A 17,022-nucleotide genomic window follows, 5' to 3' on the forward strand; every position below is an offset into this window, starting at 1 on the left:
GCACAGTCCACGTCGGCTCACGCATCCTGGCGCCCCTCTCAGTGCGAACACGGCCTACTCGCGGAACTGACCATCGCTTGTGCACGGCCGGTCAGTGACCGTTGTGGGAGTCAAGCCGGGCGCGGCTCCTTCACCGGCAAAAGCGGCGAACGCGTCATCAGTAGGGGGCGGATGCATCAGGATGGACGGTTGCGCGGCATGCGGGATCCGGAAGCTGCCCTGTCCGACTGACTGCCGCCCGAGCCGGTCCACGGCTGGACCGCGCCTGGACTGGTCTCCGAGATCAACCCTGAAAGCTAACCACGCGTACGGCATTCGTACGCTATCCGTACGGTGAACGTACGCGCTTCGTGCGTTCCATGGGCTAGGGTGTGGTCGGGAGGTGTTCGATGTCTGAGTTGTTTGATGCGGTCGATGCGCTGGTGGCGTCCCGGTCTGTGTTGCCGCCGCCGGCGGAGCGCAAGCGGCTGCGTGCCGCGCACGGCCTGACGATCGACGAGGTGGCAGGCGCGCTGAAGGTGCGGCGGGCCACGGTGTCCGGTTGGGAGGCCGGCAAGACCGAGCCCCGCCCGCCGGAGCGCGACGCGTACGCCCGGCTGCTGCGGCAGCTCGCGGAGCTGTACCCCGCCCCCACCAGCTCGGCCGCACCCGAGCAGGACACGGCGGTGCCCGAGATGTTCACCAGCGAGCCCGCCCCCGCTACGGAAGTCCGGACCGCTGCGGCGCCGGTCTCCGAGGCTGGGGCCATGACCGCGACCGAGCACACCCAGACCTCTGCCTCCGTCGCCCCAGCTCCGGTGGCTGCGCCCAGTCCGGCTCGCACCGCCAGGCCGACGTCGTCGGCGTCGCGTCGGCCGGCCGCGAGGAAGGCCGCCCCGGCGAACACCCCGGCCGGTGGCACGGACCCGCGGTTCGAGAACGGTCCGCTGGCGGTCGTCGATGTCGACGTCGACGGCCAGGCGTATGCGTATTGCCCCGGCGGTCTGGTCCTGGACGTGCCCGCGAAGTCGATCCCGGCCCTGGTGGAGTGGACGCTGAAGGAAGCACGGCTCGGGGCGCCGAAGCTGTCCGGCCCAGGCAAGGACGCCGACCCGCTGTTGGTGCTCACCGAGGCCGCGCTGGAGCGCTACGGTCTCCCGGTCGCCCTCACCGAGGAGGAGCGGCTCGCCGGGCGGATCCCTGAGGGCCACAAGGTCATCAAGCATCTGGTGCGTGCGGAGTGGAAGCTGACGAAGCGGGGGTTTGGGCCGTGGGCGCGGATCTACCGCCCGGCCACGGGTTCGGAGCGTGCCTGTGTGCAGCTGTGCATTCCGTCGTGGAACGCGCTGGACTCCCGTCACTGGGGCGAGGCCGGGCAGTTGCCGCCGGCGGAGCTCGCCCGGCTGCTGGGTGTGTACGCGTCGCGGGTGATGACGCCGCGCGGCTCAACGGCCGTGACTGGCCTGGAGCTGATGACCGCGCTGCACCCGCCGACCCGCGCCTCTGAACCGGACGCGTCGGGCAAGCGGCATTCCGAGCACAATCCCGGCTCGCTGGGGAAGGACCCGGTGGACTGCGCGCCGTGCGAGGCCCCCGACGGGCACCCGCTCCTGGCGGACCTGCCGCGCTTCCACATGCGCGGCCCCGGGGAGAAGCTGTTCGAGGAGGCGTACGACTGGGCGCGGCCGATGACGGATGCCGAGTGCACCCTGCGGCACCTGGTCGGCATCGACGTGAACATGGCCTTCGCCGCCGGCGCCAACGGCCTGGTCGTCGGCCTCGGCGCGCCCACGCACGTCAAGGCCCCTGCGTTCGACCCGAAGCTGCCCGGCTCCTGGCTGGTCGACCTCTCCCATGTGGACCTGTCGCGGGTGAAGGTCGGCAAGGACAAGTGGGCGGACCTGGACGCGAGTCTGCTGCCCAGCCCGTTCACGCCGAAGGGCGAACGCCCCGACGGCCCGGCCTGGTACGCCACGCCCACCGTTGCCTACGCGGTGGAGCTCGGCTACGACGTCGCGCCGGTCGAGGCGTATGTCCGCTACAAGAATGGCCGCTACCTGGACGGCTGGTACAACCGGCTGCGCGACGCCTTCCTCGCCACGATGGCCGACCTCGGCGTCGACGCCGACCTGTCGCCGGCGGACTTCCTTGCGGCGATGGACGGCTGGCGGCAGCGTGACCCGGAGCTGGCGATCGTCGTGGACGCGGTCAAGGCGACGGTGAAGGGCGGCCTGGGCAAGCTGCGCGAGCGCCCGCGCGGTGAGGGCTGGAAGCCCGGCGAACCCTGGCGCGCCCTTTCCCGGCCGACGTGGCGGCCGGACATCCGCGCGGCGGTCATCTCCCGCACCCGCATCAACCTGCACCGCAAGATCGTCAAGCACGCGGCGTTCACCGGGCAGTACCCGGTGGCGATCCTGTCCGACTGCGTCGTGTACGCGGCCGACGGCACCAGTCCGTTGGACTTCCTGCCCTACCGGGACGGCAAGCCGCTGCCGGGCGGCTTCAAGCTCGGCATCAACCCGGGCCTGGTCAAGCACGAGGGCACGCAGAGCGTCCTGTGGGGCGAAGAGGTCCGCGAGCGGTTCGACGCCCCGGAACTCAACCTCGCCCGGTACATCAAGGACGGGCAGGTCACGGACAAGGACAGCGGGGAGTAGCAGGCGATGAGCATGTTCGCAGACGGCCTGGAGGCGGCGGTGCAGCGGGCGTTCACGCGCCCGGTTCCGAAGTCGGCCGGCGCGCAGATGCGCTACCTGGTCAAGCAGCTCAAGGGCACCAAGGCGGTCGCCCAGATGCTGCGGATCTCCCAGCGCACCGTCGAGCGGTACGTGAAGGACCAGATCAAGAAGCCGCGCCCGGACCTCGCCGCGCGCCTGGAGCGCGAGGTGAAGGCGCGCTGGCAGCCGCAGATCCGGGCCAAGGCCAAGGAGCGGGCGGCGACGACCGGCGGCATCGTCATCGACACCCGGGCCCGGCTCGGCTACACCGCGCCGATCGGGTCGACGGACCAGGACCGCATCCGCCACCTGACCGTCGCCCTGCCTCCGCAGTACGCGGCCCGCCTCTTCGAGGCCCAGGAGCAGGGTGCCACCGAGCAGCGCCTGAAGGAGCTCGCTGCTGAGGCACTCAAGGAGGTGTACTTCCAGGACGGCGGCCGCCGCGCCGGCCAGCTGGAGGAGGTCCGGTTCACGGACATCGAGCACCTCGAGTTCGATCTGTAGATCTCGAACATCCGCGAGCCCGGTCGACAGCATCATGCTGTGGTCAGAGCCGGTCGGCCGCGCGGAACTCGATGTCCACGACAGCGGAGGCGATTTCGTCCTTGCGCCACTTCTCGGGGGAGTTGTGGTTCACCAGGCCGCCCGCGTAGGCCATGCGCAGCAGTTCGGCCTTGGTGTGCTTCCGCGTCAGCTCGGTGAGGCGCTTCATGCGCGCCAGGCCGCGGGCCGCCTCGGCTTCGCGCTCATCGTCCGCCCCCGTGTCGCCCTGGTCGTCCTCCTCCTGCGCCTGCGCGTCCGACGGCGCGGGCTGGACCGAACCGTCGTCCCCCGATGCCGGGCTGGACGGGGCCGGCACCGCAGCCTTCGCCCAGGGCACACCCAAGGCGGCGAGGGCGGCCTGCTGTTCGGAGGTGAGCTTGTCCCACCTCGCCCGAGTGTTCGAAGTCCATACGCCCAGCTTCACGACCACCGGCTCCGCCTCGCCGTCGACCACGATCTGCTCACTGTGCCCACGCGGCGTCGGCCGGTCCGCGCCTTCCCGTTCGACCCACTGCGCGAGGGCCGCCAGGCCCCGTTGGAACGCCTGCTGTGCCTTGCTCGGACCCTTCGCCGCGCCCTTGGCGGCCGGGGCGGGAGACGGCGCCTCAAGCGGCTGCACGCCCAGCGTGGACAGTCGCTCCTGCTGCTCGGTCGACAGCTGCGCCCAAGTGCCCGGCTGGGTCTGCCGCTCGAGCCACCGCCCGATGTCATCGCCGTCCATCAGCACGCCCGGCTGGATCTCGGGCAGGCTGCCGTCGGCGTCGACCAGGTCCGCGAGGACGCGGTAGTGCCGCTGCCAGTCCAGCGGCCACGGGCAGTCCCAGTCCGGGTCGATCCCCGCCAGCTGCTGAGCGCGCTCCCGGGCCCGTTCCGGGTCCTTTCCGAGGCCGCCCTTGCGGCGGAGATTGGCCATGTGCTGCCCCACGGGCACCATCGCCTCACCCTCGCCCCACACCTGGTCCTGGCGCGGGGCAAGGTGCCCGGTGGCCCGGTGGTAGGACCGGAGCGCAGCGAGCTTGTTCTCCCATGCCTCTTCGCCCGGCTCCCACACCATCCCGGCCTCGGGGGCGTCCAGCAGTTCCTTGCGCCGCTCCTCCAGCTCCCCGGCCCGCAGCGCCTTCCTCTGCTGGTGCACCCACCTCCCCAGGGGAAAGGACTTCGTCGTGCCGACCTCGGTCTCCGTGTCGTAGGGCACGGCGTAGAGGCCGGTGATCTCGTTCTCCTTCCGCCAGCGGATGAGGGCCTGGTAGCCCTCCAGCCAGACGAGGCTGTCCGGCCGGTAGACGCGGGTGCGCAGGAACGCGGCGATCGTCGCGGCGTCCTTCGGAGTGGAGAAGTGGAGCAGGGCGGATTCGGCGGCGGCTTGAGTGTCGTCGTGCTCCTGGTCCTCGCCGTCACCCGCGCCGTCGGCGCCGACGATCCGGCCTTCCTCATCGCGCTGGACGTGCACCTTGCGCTTGCCATAGGTGAGGGCGCGGGAGGCGAGCTGCTCGACGAGTCGTTCATCGTGACTGCGGAGCCCTTGGAGGATCGCTACGAGGGGTGCGAACGAGGCGGAGGCGACCATGTCGGTTGGGTCCTCGCCGGGCTCCAGGAAGACCGGCACGATGATCCTGGCGGTCTTCGCCGTGCCGTCGGGGTTCGGGCGCAGTGCCCGGCCGATGTTCTGCACGATCTCCACCTGGGAGCCGCGGGTGTCGGCGAAACACACCGCTTCAACGCCCCGCTCGCCGACGATGTCGATTATCTAGAGGTGGCGAGATGGTGAGCGACGTTTGGTCTGAATGCTAGGAAACATAGGTGGCAGCGGACGCGAGAAGCCGATCTGTGTGCCGAGACCTCAACCCGATGGGCGATCAGGTGATTTCTGAGCGGGGTCGTGGGTAGAGATGGACCGCTTCTGGGCTGAATTCCTCTCGGCCAACGACATGATCCGCGTAACTCAAGGAGATTGTCAGGTCTTTGATTCGTTTCAAAGGGGTGATATCGGTGATGTCAGGCAGAGACGCGCGACAGTTGGCGGAAATCTCTTGCACATTGGGAAAGATCTCCGGCACCAGTTCCAACTGAGTGTCTGAGTCGATAGGGGAAAGGTGCAGGTAAGTGACGCCATGTATGGGAGTGGCCTGCGCGAGGTCATATTGCCCGAGTGCAAGTCTTGATAGGTGGGGCAGGGTGGAAATTTCTCGCCATTCTGCTGGTGTAGGTGCCGCGTTGATCACTAGCTCCTGCAGGTTCTTCCATTTGGAGATGCCTGCCAGGGGTATGCCGATCCATTCGGCGAGGCGTAGTGAGATCAGGTCTGCTGGTGCGGGTAGCTCTCCGAGGCTATTCCATGGCAGGCGTGTGTAGAGAGCGAGCTCAGTGAGGTGGGGAAGAGAGGCCAGTGCGTTGAATGAGAAAGAGTCCGGGAGTTGAATAAGTCTCAGGTTGGGCAGTGGCAGTCCTGCAAGGTCTTCGAGGTGACTGAGTTGTGTGCAATTGCTGAGAGCGAGCTCCTGGAGGGCGGGGAAATCGCGTACGAATGTCAAATCTCCGAGCAGTTGGCCCGAGTAGATCTCGATCTTCTGGGTGTGCTCAGGAGAGAGGTGCTCCGTGATCTCGGCTTGAGTGAATTCTCCCCTGAAGGCGACGTCGGTTACGGGTTTCAGGAAGCGTAGGGCGTTCCTTTGGTCTTGGGTCTGTACGCTGAGATGCAAGCGTTCTTTGAAGCGGAGGAGGATGTCCTGGGCGTATTGGTCTGCATCGAACCTCTCCCAGGCGTCGACTAGCTCGTAGTGCGCCGGGGGGTAAGGAGACGTTTGTGTGAAATGCTGAAGGAAAGCGTATGCTTGATCGCCGCCGATAACAGCAGACGTATGGAAAACCGCATTCACTTCATCCTGCTTCAGGCCTTGGGGCTCGGGCAGCAGATCCAGGATGCCCGGGCCCAGCGCGGCAAGCTCCTCCGCTTCCTCAGAAGAGCGGGGAGGCATCAGGACACGCGCCCGCTGCTCGACCAGTCTGCGGACCTCGGGTGCGATTTCGGTGGCGTACTGCAGGCTGGCGGCTGCCAGAAGGTGGAGTCTGCCCTTGTGTTCGTCGTCGGCGTCACCGCGTTCGACGAGTCGGCGGAGGAAATCAGCGCTCTCGGCTGGGCGGGCGTGGGCAACGGCCATGCGGATGACGTCTTCCCACTGGTCGTCGTGGGCGTTGTTGACCAGCAGGGGGAAGTCGTGGGCTTCGATGGCGGCTTTGGCCCCGAGGTAGTCCTGGAAAGTGCGGTGGACGAAGTCGATGGTGTCGGCGGTGGGCTGGCGTAGAAGCCCGCTGCGGCCGACCAGGTGCGCCAGGACCTGGTCGGCAGTGCCCTGCTCGGCCACGGCCTGCATAGCTGGTAGTGCATCGCCGACTAGGGCCAGCGCGGTAGCTCGGTCCATCTCGGTCTGGCGGTTGCGGATCAGCCAGTAGGCCAGACGCTGCAGCAGCTGGACGCTCTGGTGTTCGGTGAGCTGAATACCTTCCGGGACCTCGATGCTGCGCTCGAGGTCTCGACGCACGAGCAGCATCGACAGTGCTGCCTCATACAACTCCATGCGGCTGTGGGGCAGATGACCGCGGCGGTCCCGGTGCAGTGCGCAGATCAGTGCACACATCAGGGGGGTGCTGGATAGCTGCGCCAGGTCACGTTGAGCACGCACGGTGACCTGGAGCGCTGCTTCGAGATCATGCAGATGTGAGTGTTCGGCGTCGGTTGTCGCATTGTGTCGGGCTGCGGTGTGCCAGCGGTGAACGAAGACTCCAGTGTCGGCGGCACTCATGGGCCGTACTGACAGTTCGGTGAAGCGCGACGAAGTCAGCCAGCCTTCCGGCACAGCGGACGGGCGCGTGGTGACCACGAAGCGTGCGTCCCTGTAGGCCGCCAAGAGCCGCTCGAGCCAGTCCCGCGTGGTACCCCGGTGCTCTTGAGGAACCTCGTCGATGCCGTCGACCAGGACGAGTGCCTCACCCCTGGCGAGTGCAGCATCGGCCCAGCCTTCAGGTTGTGAGGCGGCCAGGGGGGTGCCGACCGAGGACAGGAAGTCATGTGGCTCTGGAAGGGGCCCGCGCCGCACCAGCGTGCGCAGCGGCAGGACGAACGGAATCTGCCCCCTCCAGTCCGCCAGTTCCTCCGGTAGTTCATCGCGTGCCGTGGCGACGGCCAGCCACTGCAGCAGTGTTGTCTTTCCGCTGCCGGCGAGCCCTCGCAGAAGAACCCGTCGGCAGTTGGCCAACGCGTGCTCGGCACGCTTCACTACGACGGATGGCCGGTCCGCTTCCTCACCTCCTGGCCAGCTTTCCGGCCGCTCCGCCAGTTCCAGGCTCAAGTAGGCGGCGTCGAGTGGCCAACGCGCGCGTTCCGGTCGGCTCAGGTCCAGCCCTACGACGGTCAGCTGGGAATGCCGCTCTGCCACGTAGTTGAGGTACCGCTCCTCAAAGGACGGCTCCGCCTTCGGCCGCACCGGCCTGCGCACAACTCTTGCCGGTGAGACATCCGGCTGGCGCCATGCGGCTTCGCGCAGGGCCAGCAGCGGGCCCACATCCGTACTTAACGCCTTCGCCAAGGCCACCAGCGTGGCCTCGGTGGGCACCATTTTGCCGTTCAGCGCCTGGCTGACTGTTGTCCGTCCCAGCCCGGTCCGCTGCTGCAATCCGCCCATCTGCAGACCTCGCTGCGCCCGGAGGGTGCGCAGCCGCAGCGCGAGTTCCGCCAGCGGGTCCTCGTGTACGTCCCCCATGTCCTGCTTCTCCGTCCCCCGGGCGACCGTCTTCGTTCATCTTTGTTCGCCCTGAACCCCGGTGAACACCGGAACCGCGAAATTCGCCGAAGTCCCCGTCGTCGGTTGTCCTGGGAAGAAGGCATGAGCACCTCATCCACTCACCTGATGCTCCTGGTCCTGCTCCTCGCGGTCGTCGCGCTCTTCTGCATGCTCGTAGGAGCAGCGGCCGGTCTGCTCGCTCGTATCGACGGAGCCACCTATGCCACGGCTCTGCTGCGCGGTGCCGTGGCCTTTGCGGGCAGTGCCACCCTGTCCCTGGCGCTGCTGACCTTCGTCCTCGCGGTGCTGTGAACCGAGGATGCTTTGTCCTCCTACCTGCAGGCGAGAGCACGACGCCCGCCCGTGGCGGGCGCTGTTGCTGCTCGGCGCTGGGGCCCGGCCAGTGTCAGGGCGTCGACTACAGGACAGGGATTATCCATAGGTGCACAGGCCCGTGGGGTGTGTTCGGTGTGGTTCCTACCTGGTCGTGTGGGAGATGCCCGGAAGCTGCGCTCGCGGGGGGCGGGCTTGGTTGTGTTTGGTGGGTGGAGCAGACCTACGTAGCTGAGCGTTCGATCTCTCCGTCGACTGGTGTGGAGCGGTGGGTGGTGGCCGACGTACGCACCTTCGACCTGCACGCTGAGGCGTGTGCGTTTTTAGCGGGGTTGCGCAGTAAGGGCCGCTCGCCGAACACGGAGCGGGTCTATGCCGGTCGTCTCGCGCTGTACCTGAACTACTGCGCGGAGCGCCGTATCGAGTGGTCGTGTCCGAGTTTTATGGCGTTGTCCGGGCTGCAGCAGTGGCTGGTTACCACGCCGCTGCCCACCCGCAGTCGCCGCTCCCCGACCAGGGGCGCGCCCCGCTACCGTTCGCAGGGTACGGCGAACGCGGTGATGACGGCGGTCACGGACTTCCTGCGCTTTGGCGCATTGCACGGCTGGGTCCCCGCGCAGACGGCCGGCTTGCTGTCGGAGCCGAAGTTCCTGCGGTTCTTGCCGGCCGGTTACGACGCCGGCGAGCGCGGCCAGTGGCGCCAGGTCCAGGTGTCGGCTTTTCGTTTCCGCGTCGGCGAGCCAGGCTACGAGGACCTTTCCCCGGAGCAGATCCGCCGCATGATCGCGGATACGCCCCGCGCGCGGGACCGTTTTCTCATCGCGCTGCTCGCCGCGACCGGCCTGCGGATCGGGGAGGCCCTGGGCCTGCGCCAGGAAGATCTGCACTTCCTAGCCTCGTCACGCTCCCTTGGCTGCCCCGTGGAGGGTCCGCATCTTCATGTGCGGCGCCGTACGGACAACCCGAACCGGGCCCTGGCCAAGTCCCGACACTCCCGCTGCCTCCCCGTCACCCCCGACATCGTCGCCTTCTACACCGACTACCAGCACGAACGGACCCCGGTGGCCGAGGCGGCCGAGACGGGCATGGTGTTCGTGAACCTCTTTCGGCCGCCGCTGGGGCGGGCCATGACCTATCCGAACGCCAAGAGCGTCTTCGACCGTCTGGCCCGCCGCGCCGGGCATCCGGTTCGGCCGCACATGCTGCGCCATTCCGCGGCCACTCACTGGCTGCGTGGGGGAGTGGGCCGGGATGTGGTGCAAAAGCTGCTGGGTCACGCCTCGCCGCTGTCGATGGACCGCTACCGCCACGTCGATGAGTCCGAGACCCGGGCGGCTGTCGACCGGGCCCAGGCATGGCGGGAGGACCAGTGAGCACGGCTGGTGCGCCTGCCGTCGCACGTCCCGCACCGACGAGGGCCACGAAGAAGTCGTGGGAGACGTGGCTGCGTGCCCACATCGATCCCGCGTGGCGGCCGGGGGAGTGGGACAGCGCCAGATGGCTGTTCACGGGAGACCTCGGCAACCCGCGCACCTCGTCCTCCCGGTGCCGCACCCGCCGCTGCGATGTGATCGTGCGCGCTCAGGAGACGTTCTGTACCTACTGCTCGGATCAGCGCAGAAAGAGCGGCCTGCCGCGGGAAGAGTTCGCCGCCACTTTCACCCCCGCCCGTTCCAGATCCCTGCCGTTGACGGTCGTAGGTCCGTGCACGCTCACCCGGGACGGCGTGCGGTGCGTACGCCCTCAGGTATCGGGAGGCCTGTGCGCCGCCCACCACGGATCATGGAAGTGGACTGTGCAACTACCACTGGCGCGCCTGGAGAGCGGAATGCCGCTCCAGCACCGACCCCATGCCTGCCGCCCAGTGGGCACCGCACCAGCCTCTGTATCTGCTGGCGCACCAGTTCCACCTCGCCCTGTTGCCCGACCTGCTGCGCTGGGAAGTGCTCTACGCCGTGCAGCAGATGGACCAGTGGGTACGGGCCCTGGAACCTCACTGGATCCGCGGCGTGATCAGCCACCTCACCACGGCCGAGACCCTTCTGGACGCCACCAACGCGGCCCGGCTCACCAAGCCGCACCAGGCTGCCGTCCGCACATTGGAGAACCTGCAGTCCGCCGCCCGCGCCGGATACAGCGAATTCTCCGGGATCACCCTCGTCGACCAGGACGTCATCGATCTACGCGTCCTCGGGCTGCGCCACAGCGCCTCCGGCAAGCGCCGGCATCTGCCCGGCCGCGTCGATCTCCGCACAGTCCGCCAGTCCTGGCTGCGCCAGGCGCTGCGTCATTGGGTGACCACCGCCCGACCCTCCACGGAAGACTTCAAGCGCACTTTCCACGCGACGACCATCGCCTCCACGGCACTCGCCCAGCGCGCCGACTCCGGCGACGATCCCGCCGCCCTGACGTTCGCCGATGCCACCTTGGCCGTCGACGCTTTCCGTGCTGCGCGCAAACGAGACGGCACCCCCTACTCCTCCTCCTTCCGACGCAGCCTGCTGGGGATGTTTTTCCAGCTCATCGCCTACGGCCGCCGCTACGGCACCCTCGACAACCTGGCCGGCACCTTCACCCGCGTGCCCGTCGAACATGTCATCTCCGTGGAAGAACCCAACGAGGACTTCATCGGCAAGGCCATCCCCGAATCCGTCATCCGGCAACTGGACGCCCACCTCGACACCCTGGGAACCGGAAACACCTACGGCTGCCGCGACATCGCCCCAGACGCCCGGCAGCTGCTGTACCGCACGATGTACATCGTCCTGCGCGACACCGGGCGCCGCCCGCTCGAGATCGTCTCCCTGGCCCGTGACTGCCTGGAGATCCACAACGGCCAACCCACCCTGATCTGGGACAACCACAAGAGGAAACGCCACCGCAGACGTCTGCCGATCACAACCTCCACCGCCGACGCCATCCGAACCTGGCAAGCCTGTCGCGAACAGCTGCATCTTCCCGCCAAGGGGGATCGATACCTCTTTCCGTCCCTCACCGCCCTGAGCGACGCCCCCCACATCTCCAGCACCTACCTCAGCGACGCCCTCAGGCTCTGGGCAGACGCCCTGCCCCCGCTCCACGCCGAGGGCACCGACTCCAAAGGACAACGCCTGCTCTTCGACCGGTCTCTGATCTACCCCTACGCCTTCCGCCACTCCTACGCCCAGCGCCACGCAGACGCCGGAACCCCCGTCGACGTGCTGCGCGAGCTGATGGATCACAAATCCATCGCCATGACCCAGCGCTACTACACCGTCTCCCTCAAGCGGAAGAGCGAAGCCGTGGCCAAACTCAGCGCACACGTCCTGGACCAGCACGGCCACCCCAGCCCCAGCTCGAGCACGGCCTACGAGATGCGCTCCGTAGCCGTTCCCTACGGCGGCTGCACCGAGCCGTCAAACGTCAAAGCTGGCGGCCAGGCCTGCCCCATCCGCTTCCAATGCGCGGGCTGCGGCTTCTACCGCCCCGACCCTTCCTACCTGCCCGCCATCGAGCACCACATCAACGAGCTACGAGCAGACCGCGAAACCGCACTCGCCATGGGCGCAGCCGAGTTCGTCACCACCGCCCTCACCGCACAGATCACCGCCTACCAGCGCGTCATCGACCGCATGAATACACACCTGGCATCCCTCCCCGCCTCCGAACGCGCCCAGATCGAAGAAGCCAGCACCGTGCTGCGCAAGGCACGAGCAGGCCGCAACCACACCCTCCTGCCCCTCACCACTGCCCGACCGAAAGACCCGCGATGAATCCCCGCGGCAACCCCGCCCAGCTCGCCGAAGCCAGACGCCGCCACAGCCTCGACAAACGAGCCCGTGTCCTGACCGTCCTCGCCACACTCGAGAAACAGGGAAAGCCGCTCACCTTTGCCGCAGTCGCCCGCGCCGCCCGAGTCTCCACCTGGCTCACCTATGCCCCCGGCGTACGCGAGCACATCGAGGCAGCCCAACTACGCCAAGCCCACAGCACCCCGCCATCTGCCATGGCAAGCTCGCCCTCCCCACTCAGCCTGCGCACCGAACTCGAAATCGCCCGGCAAGAAATCAAGGAACTCCGCGACGAACGCGACCGGCTCCAGGCAGCCCTGCGCCATCAGCTCGGCCAGCAACTCGATGCCATCCACGCCCCCGACACAGCAGCCAGAGCAGACCAGATGAACGCCCTGAACCAGGACCTCACCCGCCGGCTGGAGGAGGCCGCCTCGGAGAACGCCACGTTCCGCAGCCGCATCACCGCCCTCGAAGAAGACCTGATTGCTGCCCGCACAAGCCTGCGCCGGATGATCCGCACCGAGAACACGGCCCGCTGAACGACATACCATCCACGGCGGTCATGCCCACTCCACGCCCAGCTCCCGTAGCGCGTCGAGCTGCTCGGGAGCGAGTTTGTCGCGGCGGATCTTGGCATTCGATAGCCATACGCCGAGCTTGTGGTGGTGCTCCTGGCCATCGAAGACGACGCGTTCGACGTGTCCCCTCGGCACTGGCCTTGCGACGCCCTCGCGCTGGATCCACTGGGTGAGGGCTGTCAGGCCGCGTTGGAATGCCTGCTGTGACTTGTTCGGGCCCTTCGTCGTACGCGTGGTCACCGAGACCGGAGACGGCGGCTCTAGCGGCTTGATGCCGAGCGTGGACACCCGCTCCTGCTGCTCGTTCGATAGCTGCGCCCAGGTGCCTGGCTTGCGCTGTTGTTGGAGCCATCGTCCGATGTCGTCGCCGTCCATGAGGACGCCGGGTGCGATGTCGGGGAGGTGGCCGTGGGGTTCGTCGGCGGCGAGGTTGGCGAGGACGCGGTAGTGGCGCTGCCAGTCGAGTGGCCAGGGGCAGTTCCAGTCGGGGTCGATCGTGGCGAGCTGCTCCGCGCGCGCCCGGGCCCGCTCGGGGTCTTTCCCCAGGCCGCCCTTGCGGCGGAGGTTGGCCATGTGCTGCCCGATCGGCACCGGGACGCCGCCGGCCGGATCGTCCCAGACCGCGTCCTGGCGGGGCGCGAGGTGCCCGGTGGCCCGCCGGTAGGAGCGCAGCGCGGCGAGCTTGTTCTCCCAGGCTTCCTCGCCGGGCTCCCACACCATCCCGGCCTCGTCGAGGAGCTCTTTGCGGTGGGGGTCGAGTTCACCGGCCCGCAGTGATTTCCGCTGCTGGTGCACCCACCGCCCGAGGGGGAAGTCCTTGGTGACGCCGACTTCGACCTCGGTGTCGTAGGGGACGGCGTGCAGGCCGGTGATCTCCTTCTCCGCTCGCCAGCGGAGCAGGGCCTGGTAGCCCTCGAGCCAGACCAGGGACTGGGGGCGGATGACGCGGCAGCGGGTCAGGGCGGCGATGTCGGCGGCGTTGCGGGGGGAGGCGAAGTTGATCACGATAGAGGTGACCCGGTCGGCCTCCTGCTGCGCCTCGCTCTTCTCCTCGCCGTCACCGCCGTCGGTTCCCGCTGCGGGGGCGGGGCGGACGTGGAGGCGTCGGCGTTCGGTGCCGCGGGTCAGGGCGCGGGAAGCGAGCTGGTCGACCATGCGCTCCGAGTGCGAGCGCAGCGCCTGGAGGATGTCGACCAGAGGCTGGTAGCTGGCCGAGGCGACCATGTCCTTCGGGTCCTCCCCGGGCTGGAGGAAGATCGGGATGATGATCCGTGCCGTCTTCACCGTGCCGTCCGGATTCGGGCGCAGGGCCCGCCCGATGTTCTGGACGATGTCGACCTGGGAGCTGCGTGAGCCGACGATGCACACCGCTTCCACGCCGCGCAGTCCGGTGATGTCGACCCCGACCCCGAGGGCCCGTACTGAGGCGAGGAACGCCCGGTGTACGCGCCGGTTCTCTGCGTTGATGCCGTTGGCGAACCGGTGGATCACCTCGCGCCGGTGGGCGATGGGGTGGTCGCCGCACAGCCAGTCGGCCCAGACCCGGTCCGGGGGTACGTGGCGGCCGTCCTCGAGCTCGTACAGCTCGGCGTCGATGGAGGAGGCGGGCAGTTCCTCCGCATCGGCCAGAGCGGCGTCTGAAGCTTCGGTGGCGTACAGCTCGGCGGCGGTCGCCGGCATCTGCTCGGCGAACGCGCGGGCTTCCTCGACCCTCTGGTGGAAGGTCATGACGGTGTGCAGGTTCAGCTGCGCCGCGTGCTCAAGGAGCGCGGCCTGGAGCAGCGCCAGGCGCCGGCCGCGCAGCGCGTCCTCCGACAGCACCAGGATCGGATCGGGGTCCCGAATCTCCAGTACATCGATTTCGAAGCCCGCGAGGATCGAGCGTTCCACCGCCTCCGCCAGCCCGAGGTCGAAAATCCTGGTGCCGTAGGTGGCGCTGTCGTCCTGCATCGATGCGATCACCAGCTCCCGTCCGTCCCGGCCGCGCTGCGGGCTGGGCGCGGCGAGGATGCGCGGGGTGGCGGTCAGGTAGAGCCGGAAGTCGATGGGGATCCGCTGGTTGTCGTGGATCGCCGCCCACGGCCGGCCCATGTCCCCGGCCGTCATGTGCGCCTCATCCAGAATCGCCAGGTCGAACGGGGCCATCCGCTGGCCGTACAGCCGCTCCCCGCCCGCCAGCGCGGCCTCCAGCGGCCCGCGCACCGTCCGCTGGCCCGACGGGTCCTCCGGGTCCTCGCGGTCCACCAGGGAGGCGTACGTGGCGAACACGACCACCGGCCCGGATCCCGCCCACAGCGCGAGCTGGATCGGGTTGGTCGTGCTACGCACTCCGAGCTGCTCCAGGACCTCGTCCTTGTCCACCGAGCAGACCGCGACCATGGGCGCGCGGTGCCCGACCCGGCGCCACGACTGCGCGCTCTGCACGATCAGATCCAAGGTGGGCACCATGACGAGGATCCGCCCGCCGGGGAAGCACTCCAGCGCGCTCGCGGCGGCGGTGATCGTCTTGCCCGATCCGGTCGCGGACACGATCGTGCCCCGCACCCCTTCAGGTGGCACAGATGATCTTGCAGGGAATCCGACCCATTTCCGGAAACTTGATTTCTGGTCCACCTGGTGTTTTCGGAGCTGGATCAAAATAGTTCTCCCGGTTCGGGGAGTGCTTGTTCGACGGAAGCGATCCGGTATCCACCGCGCTGGTAGAGGCCGCCTTCTCTTCCGTGCACGGCCCATGCCCTCGCGGCCGCTTCGCCGGCTGAGGCGGCCATCAGGTGGACGGTGGGGGCGGGCAGGTCCGGGCTGGAGATGCAGGCGGTAGGCTGGGCAGCGATCCGGTAGACGCGATGCCGCCAGATTTCCGGAGGGGCAACGCCTGACCGCTCGGCCTCAGCCACGTCTGTCATCAGCCTCTGCAAGCGCTGCTCTTCATAACGAACAGCACGCGAGTCGCGGGAAGGCACGTACACGGCCATCCGCTCCTTCTCCATGAGGCCAGCGATCCGTTCCCACTGCAGGCGTCGCAGTTCCGCGATGAACAGTTCACTCAAGTGGTGCGGTTCGGGCGGGGCCATACGCGCCTTCCCGGCGCGTGCCTGAGCCTGGCATACCTGCGCGGCTACCTGACGGTGATCAAACCCGGCTGCTTTCGCCACCACGCCGAGCCGGACAAGCTCGTGCGGAAGATACTCGTAGATCAACACACACCGCTTCCCGCTGGGAGTCCCTGAATTACGCCAATGCTACATGCTGCATCACATCAAGAGGAGGCTTGCCGGAACGCTCGAAGAAGATCCCCCACAAGTGCCCGTCCGCACGATGCCTGCCGCCCTGGTGGTCACGGCGTATCGGGGTACACGGCCCCGCATGGCACCGAAGACCGAACGCATCATGTTCCTGCGCGCCGTACGGCAGCTGCACCGCGTCCGCTCCTTCTACGCTTTGGGCGTCCTGCTATGGGCGGCATCCGCCGCCTGGAGCGGCTGGCAGGCACCAGGAAGCCGGCAGACGTGGACGTGCGTCCTGCTTCTCGCCATCTTCACCGGCCTCCTCGCCACCGCCGGCCTGTCCTTGCGGCGCCTCGAAGCCCCCAAGACAGACCGACCCGCGCACCACGCTGCATCACACAAGACGGCAAGCCCCCGCCACGCCCACGCCTGAACATCCGTCAGCCCCGTTGAGCTTCGGCCCGGCTCGCGCTGGCGGCCCCAGCGGCATGAAGGCGCCGTCTCAGGCCTGCCGGGGCGATGACCGGGCATACGGGCTTCACCCCCTATGAGAGGAGCTCGTTTCATGCTCGGCATAGTCGCGGCGGTGCTGTTCTTCGTGTCGTTTCTGATCAACGCGGCAGAACTCAGTACCAACGATGCGTTCTCTTCGACGAACGTGATGCTGCTGGGATTGACCGCCCTGGCCCTGCACGTGGCCGGAATCGGCACCGGCTGGGCCCGCAGACGCTGACCCTGTGCGTGCCTGGTGACAAGCCATCAGGCACGCACAGGCGAGATCCTTGCCCCTGTGGCCAGCCTGGCCCGCGAAAGCGGGCCTAACGGTCCTGGAGGCGCAGCCGGAAGGACCGTCAGGCGGGGGAGCGCAGCGGACCCGCCGGCCAGGCTGGAGCGGAGCGGAGGCCTGATAGCGGGACGAAAGTCCCGCCGGTCCGGGAGCGCAGCGAACGCACCGGCAATCCCGGTGCGCAGCACCGGGATTGTGCGGGTGGCGCAGCCACCCGCCAGCGCTCCCGCGGAGCGGGAGCGCAACACCCGCGCGCAGCGCGGGTGTTCGCTTGCTTCGGGCGTAGCCCGAAGGGACCCGCTCCGCGGGG

Annotated in this window: 11 protein-coding genes and 1 pseudogene; 8 read left to right on the plus strand and 4 right to left on the minus strand. The window is 68.1% G+C overall.

Going from position 1 to position 17,022, the window contains the following annotated elements:
- The first annotated feature begins 389 nt into the window (after window positions 1-389).
- Complete coding sequence (gene tap, locus ACIBVL_RS33850) at window positions 390-2,636, plus strand: telomere-associated protein Tap (protein ID WP_399103307.1); 2,247 nt, start codon at window positions 390-392, stop codon at window positions 2,634-2,636.
- 6 nt (window positions 2,637-2,642) lie between these two features.
- Window positions 2,643-3,200, plus strand: a complete 558-nt coding sequence (gene tpg / locus ACIBVL_RS33855) for a telomere-protecting terminal protein Tpg (RefSeq protein WP_399103309.1) — start codon at window positions 2,643-2,645, stop codon at window positions 3,198-3,200.
- Window positions 3,201-3,564: 364 nt separating this feature from the next.
- On the opposite strand, the pseudogene ACIBVL_RS33860 reads toward tpg, so the two are convergent.
- Together ACIBVL_RS33860 and ACIBVL_RS33865 are read right to left on the minus strand one after the other, a co-directional pair.
- A pseudogene (locus tag ACIBVL_RS33860) lies at window positions 3,565-4,983 on the minus strand (Helicase associated domain protein); the annotation flags it as partial.
- 112 nt (window positions 4,984-5,095) lie between these two features.
- Window positions 5,096-7,996: an NACHT domain-containing protein gene (locus ACIBVL_RS33865; RefSeq protein WP_399103312.1), complete on the minus strand. Its 2,901-nt coding sequence runs from the start codon at window positions 7,994-7,996 to the stop codon at window positions 5,096-5,098.
- A gap of 123 nt (window positions 7,997-8,119) precedes the next feature.
- On the opposite strand from ACIBVL_RS33865, the gene ACIBVL_RS33870 reads away from it, so the two are divergent.
- From ACIBVL_RS33870 to ACIBVL_RS33885, 4 genes are all read left to right on the plus strand, one after another.
- Entirely contained in the window at window positions 8,120-8,329 is a 210-nt protein-coding gene (locus ACIBVL_RS33870; RefSeq protein ID WP_399103315.1) for a hypothetical protein, read from the plus strand.
- Between the two features lie 233 nt (window positions 8,330-8,562).
- A complete protein-coding gene (locus ACIBVL_RS33875) occupies window positions 8,563-9,723 on the plus strand; it encodes a tyrosine-type recombinase/integrase (RefSeq protein ID WP_399103318.1) in 1,161 nt (386 codons plus the stop codon).
- A gap of 477 nt (window positions 9,724-10,200) precedes the next feature.
- Window positions 10,201-12,102 carry a tyrosine-type recombinase/integrase gene (locus tag ACIBVL_RS33880; protein WP_399103320.1) on the plus strand — a complete coding sequence of 634 codons (1,902 nt, stop codon included), beginning with the start codon at window positions 10,201-10,203 and terminating at the stop codon, window positions 12,100-12,102.
- Window positions 12,099-12,662, plus strand: a complete 564-nt coding sequence (locus tag ACIBVL_RS33885; RefSeq protein ID WP_399103321.1) for a hypothetical protein — start codon at window positions 12,099-12,101, stop codon at window positions 12,660-12,662. The genes ACIBVL_RS33880 and ACIBVL_RS33885 overlap by 4 nt, the downstream gene beginning before the upstream one ends.
- A 21-nt stretch (window positions 12,663-12,683) precedes the next feature.
- Here the strand turns inward: ACIBVL_RS33885 and ACIBVL_RS33890 are convergent, their stop codons facing one another.
- On the minus strand, window positions 12,684-15,338 hold the full coding sequence (locus ACIBVL_RS33890) for a Helicase associated domain protein (RefSeq protein ID WP_399103322.1): 2,655 nt from the start codon (window positions 15,336-15,338) through the stop codon (window positions 12,684-12,686).
- The gene (locus ACIBVL_RS33895) at window positions 15,335-15,901 is read right to left on the minus strand and encodes a hypothetical protein (protein ID WP_399103323.1); all 567 of its coding nucleotides are present in this window, start codon (window positions 15,899-15,901) and stop codon (window positions 15,335-15,337) included. The genes ACIBVL_RS33890 and ACIBVL_RS33895 overlap by 4 nt, the downstream gene beginning before the upstream one ends.
- Window positions 15,902-16,064: 163 nt before the next feature.
- Between ACIBVL_RS33895 and ACIBVL_RS33900 the strand changes: the two genes are divergently transcribed.
- Together ACIBVL_RS33900 and ACIBVL_RS33905 are read left to right on the plus strand one after the other, a co-directional pair.
- Complete coding sequence (locus ACIBVL_RS33900; RefSeq protein WP_399103324.1) at window positions 16,065-16,358, plus strand: hypothetical protein; 294 nt, start codon at window positions 16,065-16,067, stop codon at window positions 16,356-16,358.
- Window positions 16,359-16,490: 132 nt separating this feature from the next.
- Window positions 16,491-16,658, plus strand: coding sequence for a hypothetical protein (locus tag ACIBVL_RS33905; RefSeq protein ID WP_399103325.1), 168 nt, complete (start codon window positions 16,491-16,493; stop codon window positions 16,656-16,658).
- Window positions 16,659-17,022: the final 364 nt, after the last annotated feature.

Origin of the sequence: Streptomyces sp. NPDC049687, assembly GCF_044465285.1 — a bacterium.
GTDB lineage: Bacteria > Actinomycetota > Actinomycetes > Streptomycetales > Streptomycetaceae > Streptomyces.